Source organism: Paracoccus sp. SY, assembly GCF_002901215.1.
In the GTDB taxonomy this organism is placed as follows: Bacteria; Pseudomonadota; Alphaproteobacteria; order Rhodobacterales; family Rhodobacteraceae; genus Paracoccus; species Paracoccus acridae.
Genome location: NZ_NWMQ01000095.1, coordinates 1 through 4,869, shown reverse-complemented (window position 1 = coordinate 4,869; position 4,869 = coordinate 1). Strand labels below are relative to the sequence as shown.

Sequence of the window (4,869 nt, the reverse complement as noted above, 5' to 3'; positions counted from 1 at the left end):
CCGATCAAAATCTGTGTCATGGCTCAACTNCATCTGAGATTTCGCGCTGCCAGCAAATGCTGGCCTTCAGCGGGCCTGTTCAGGGGCAACAAGGCCGTCCTCTCAACGATCCCTTGCGGACGGTTCAGCTTGAAGCCTGGCAGCTTACCTGACGCCCGACCGGATCGCCGATCACTTCGGCATGGCCCGGTCAACGCTGGCTGCCTTGCTCAAGAACGGCCCGGACCTGCGTGCCCGCTCCGACACGTGTCAAGGGACCTCCACCTTTACGAGCTAAGGCGACACGGTGGCCCCTGACCTGATCAACGGCCGCTTTGACCAAGCGGGCGACCGGCGCGAGATTATGGCAGCCGAGGGCACTACGCCCATGCCAGCCGACCGGCTGCGCATCGGCAGCACAGATTATGCGATCGACCGGGCTGAGTCTTATGCACCAGGCGGAGGCGCACTATACTTCGACCTCATTCTGAGGGAGTAACAATGACAGATCAGGATCATGTCGATGCTATTCAAACAGCTGTGTTAAATCTGAATACGGCTATCGAGGCAGAGGCCAAGGACGGGATGCTTTGCGAACTGATGATATTTCACAACCACACTGATGAACGGACAATCACGTTCACGCTTTTGGGAACACCTGTCCACTGCTCGGGTTGATCTGGGCATCACCAGCCCGTTGCCGGACCAGGGCTCGACATCTCGGAAGGAGCAATCATGGCCAATCATCGTGCCGATACCTTGCGCTTGCGCGGGTCGGACCACCTGCGCGGCGGCGGGTGGTGGATCTTTGCAATCATCCTTGCCATGGTGCTGACGCTGTTCGGGCTGGCGCTGTTTGTCGGCGGCGTGTGGCTGATCTTCCTCGGGGGCAGCTGGTACTATGCCTTGGCGGGAGCCGGGCTGCTGATGACGGCATGGTTGCTGATCACAAGTCCCGGCGATGCGCTGCCGGTGTATGGGCTGGTCTGGATGGCCACGGTGATCTGGGCTTTCTGGGAGGTCGGCACCGACTGGTGGGCGCAGGTCCCGCGCCTTGTCGCCCCGACTGTCGTTCTGGTCCTGATCCTGCCCACTGCCATTGCCCTTGGCAGCCGCAGCAAGCGCTGAGACATCGCCATGCATAATCTCCTGCTGTCCGCCTCGGTTTTCGCCATTGTTGCGACATCGACCGCCTTGCCTGCCTTGTCGCAAACACCCCCTGCGACCGAGCCTGCCCCTCAGCCCACGGACCAGCCCACGGCTCCCACTCAGGCCCCTAGCGAAACGCCTGCGACAGGCAGCCCGTCCTTGGAAAGGTCCCCTGCTGCCATGCCGGCCGGCGAAGAAACCGCCGAGGCCGCCACGGGTCAGCAGACGGATCAGGGCAACCGCGCCCCCCGGCCTCAGCCTGAGATCGGTGCCGACTGGCCGTTCTGGGGCGGCGATGCTCAGGCGACGCGCTATTCGCCCCTGGACCAGATCACCCGCGACAACGTGGATCAGCTGGAACGCGCCTTCATTTATCGCACCGGCGACATGCCGACCGGCAGCGCCGAGGGCAAGTATGCGGCCGAGACTACGCCCCTGAAGATCGGCGACCAGTTGGTGATGTGTTCGGCCAAGAACATCCTGATCGCCATCGACGCTGCCACGGGCGAGGAGAACTGGCGCTACGACCCGCAGGTCAGCAACGACGCCATCCCCTATTCCGCGTCCTGCCGCGGTGTGTCGGCCTATACCGCGCCCGGCCTGCCTGACGACGCGCAGTGCAAGACCCGCGTCATCGAAGGCACCCTTGACGCCCGGCTGATTGCGGTTGATCTGCGCACCGGCCAGCCATGTGCGGACTTCGGCGAGAATGGCCAGGTCGATCTGTGGCAGAACATCGGCGAGAAGGTGCCCGGCTGGTATGCCGTCACCGCGCCTCCGGCCATCGTGCGCGGCGTGGTCGTCACCGGCGCCCAGGTCAAGGACGGGCAGGCTGAAGACGCGCCCTCCGGCGTGATCCGCGGTTTTGACGCGGTCACGGGCGCGTTCCTGTGGGCCTGGGATCTGGGCAGGCCCGGTGAACACGGCCAGCCGCCGGAAGGCGAGACCTATACCCGCGGCACGCCCAACATGTGGACCACCGCCACCGCTGACGAGAAACTGGGCCTTGTCTATTTGCCGATGGGCAATTCCTCTGTCGATTACTACGGTTCCAACCGCTCGGAACTGGAGAACCAGTGGGCAACAGGACTTGTTGCGCTGAACGCGCTGACGGGCGAGCCGGTCTGGGACTTCCAAACCGTTTACAACGATGTTTGGGACTATGATCTGGGCAGTCAGGCGACCTTGCTGGACTTTCCCACGGGCGAGGGAGAGACCACACCCGCAATCCTGCTGCCATCCAAGCAGGGCGACATCTACATCCTCGACCGTGCCACGGGCGAGCCGCTGACGCCGGTCGGAGAGATCGAGACACCCCAAGATCCCAGCGTCGAGCCTGACTACATCTCGGATGTGCAACCCACGTCCGAGTGGCACACGCTGCGCAAGGACGAGTTGGTTGAAAAGGACATGTGGGGCTTCACCCCCATCGACCAGTTGTGGTGCCGCATTCAGTTCCGCCGCGCCGGCTATCAAGGCTTCTACACGCCGCCGACCGCCGATCAGCGCTGGATCCAGTATCCCGGCTATAACGGCGGATCGGACTGGGGTTCGGTTGCGGTCGATACGGATCGCAACATCATTGTTGCCAACTACAACGATGTGCCGAACTACAACCGCCTGATCCCGCGCGAGGAAGCCGACGAAATGGGCCTGCGCCCGATCAACGAGCAGCCGCAGGGCGGTGAGGCCGGCGAGAACGCGGATGTGGGAGGGGCCGAGGGCGCGGGCGATCCGCAGGCGGGCGCCCCCTATGCCATCGACGTAAACGCGGGCTGGCGCAATGACGTCACCGGCGTGCCTTGTACCCGTCCCCCTTATGGCGGGATCCGCGCCATCGACCTGAACACCGGCGAGACGCTCTGGGACACGCCCATCGGCACCGCGCGGCGCAATGGTCCCTTCGGCATTCCCTCGATGCTGCCCTTTAAGATCGGCACGCCCAACAACGGTGGCTCGGTCGTCACGGCCGGCGGGCTGATTTTCATTGCAGCCGCGACCGACAACCTGTTCCGCGCCATTGACATCGAGACAGGCGAGACTGTGTGGCAGGACGTGCTGCCCGCTGGAGGACAGGCCAATCCCATTTCTTACGAGGTGGACGGGCAGCAATATGTCCTGATTGCCGCGACAGGTCATCACTTCATGGAAACGCCGATCGGCGATTACATCATCGCCTATCGCCTGCCCGAATGATCGAATGCCGGGCTCTTGCTGCCGGGCCCGGTATTCTGCCTGCCATCGCAGCGCCTGCTGTCCCGAGTGCACGAAAAGAGGCTCGCCTTGAACTGGAAGAACATGCTGTTCCAGAACTGGGAAGGGATCGTGCGAACGCTTGTCGTGGGCGTTCTGGCCTATGTGACGCTGATCCTGTTCCTGCGCATCTCGGGCAAGCGCACGCTTGCCAAGCTGAATGCGTTCGATCTGGTGGTGACGGTTGCCCTCTGCTCGACGCTCTCGGCCATCCTGCTGCAGGAATCCATCGCCCTGGCCGAGGGGGCGGTCGCCCTGGGGCTTCTCATCGCCATGCAGTTCCTTGTGGCCTTCACTTCGGTCCGCTGGAAGGCCTTTGCCAAGGCGGTCCGGTCCGAGCCCACCCTTCTGATCCGGTCTGGGCAATTCTGCGACGCAGCCATGCGGCGCGAGCGGAGCACCCGGGACGAGGCGATGAGCGCCGTGCGCGCCAGCGGGGGCCAGGATCTGGATGAGGTCGAGGCGGTGGTGCTGGAAAGCGACGGCACTCTCAGCGTCATGCTTTCCTCTCGCGGATAGGGCTTGGCGAAAAGACAATGCAGTAGATGCCTGGCATCGCTTGGCAAGATTTCCAACAGGAGCTGCGGAGTTCATGCCGCGTTCGCCGCCAAAGATATCGAACACATCACCATAGGCAAGCGACCTGAGCTCAGTAAATTCGATCCCGACAGCCGTGGTGACGATGGGTTCAGGCTGTCATAAGGATCATCGTGCGTTCATGGGACCTTGTTGCACGAAGGCTGCCCCGGATTCACATCGCGGGTTAAGCGACATAGCTGAGCGGCATGTCCAAGCCCGCGCCGATCCGCTACCGCACCCTGAACTGGTGGTCCTACAACGCCGCGCTGTGTAAGCGCTGACCGTCTGGTTCGACCCGTCAACGTCCTGGCATGCGGCACCATCCGGCAAGCGCGGCGCGCAGCCGGTCTACAGCGATGCGGCGATCCAAGCGTGCCTGACGGTGAAGGTCCTGTTCGGCCTGCCACTGAGGCAAGCGACCGGCTTCGTCGCGAGCTTGCTGAAGCTAGCTGGTCTGGACTGGCCGGTGCCGGACTATTCGACGCTCTGCCGACGCCAGAAGACGCTCGCCGTGCAACTGCCCTACCGGGGCTCGGGCGGCCCGCTGCACCTGCTCGTGGACAGCACCGGCATCAAGGTTCGGGGCGAGGGCGAGTGGCACGCGCGCAAGCACGGCGGGGCCAGGCGGCGCGTCTGGCGCAAGGTGCACCTGGCGGTGGACGAAGCGACGCTCGAGGTGCGAGCGGTCGAAATCACCGGCAGCGGCGTCGGCGACGCGCCGATGCTGCCCGGCCTGTTGTCGCAGATCCCCGAGGGCGAGCCGATCGCCTCGGTGACGGCCGACGGCGCCTATGACGGCCGCGCCTGCCGCGACGCCATCGCCGACCGTGGAGCAGAAGCCATCATCCCGCCCAGGCGCAACGCCAAGCCCTGGAAGAAGGACAGTCCTGAACCGCCCCGGGTTTACCG

Annotated in this window: 4 protein-coding genes and 1 pseudogene; all 5 read left to right on the top strand. The window is 63.9% G+C overall.

Annotated features, from left to right (window positions below):
• The first annotated feature begins 480 nt into the window (after positions 1-480).
• Positions 481-657, top strand: coding sequence for a hypothetical protein (locus CK944_RS23445; RefSeq protein WP_158248115.1), 177 nt, complete (start codon positions 481-483; stop codon positions 655-657).
• A gap of 57 nt (positions 658-714) precedes the next feature.
• The gene (locus tag CK944_RS21425) at positions 715-1,107 is read left to right on the top strand and encodes a glucose dehydrogenase (protein ID WP_239986206.1); all 393 of its coding nucleotides are present in this window, start codon (positions 715-717) and stop codon (positions 1,105-1,107) included.
• Between the two features lie 201 nt (positions 1,108-1,308).
• Positions 1,309-3,324, top strand: a complete 2,016-nt coding sequence (locus tag CK944_RS21420; protein ID WP_239986205.1) for a pyrroloquinoline quinone-dependent dehydrogenase — start codon at positions 1,309-1,311, stop codon at positions 3,322-3,324.
• Between the two features lie 87 nt (positions 3,325-3,411).
• Complete coding sequence (locus CK944_RS21415; RefSeq protein ID WP_239986204.1) at positions 3,412-3,900, top strand: DUF421 domain-containing protein; 489 nt, start codon at positions 3,412-3,414, stop codon at positions 3,898-3,900.
• A gap of 266 nt (positions 3,901-4,166) precedes the next feature.
• Positions 4,167-4,869: pseudogene (locus CK944_RS21410) on the top strand (IS5 family transposase); the annotation flags it as partial.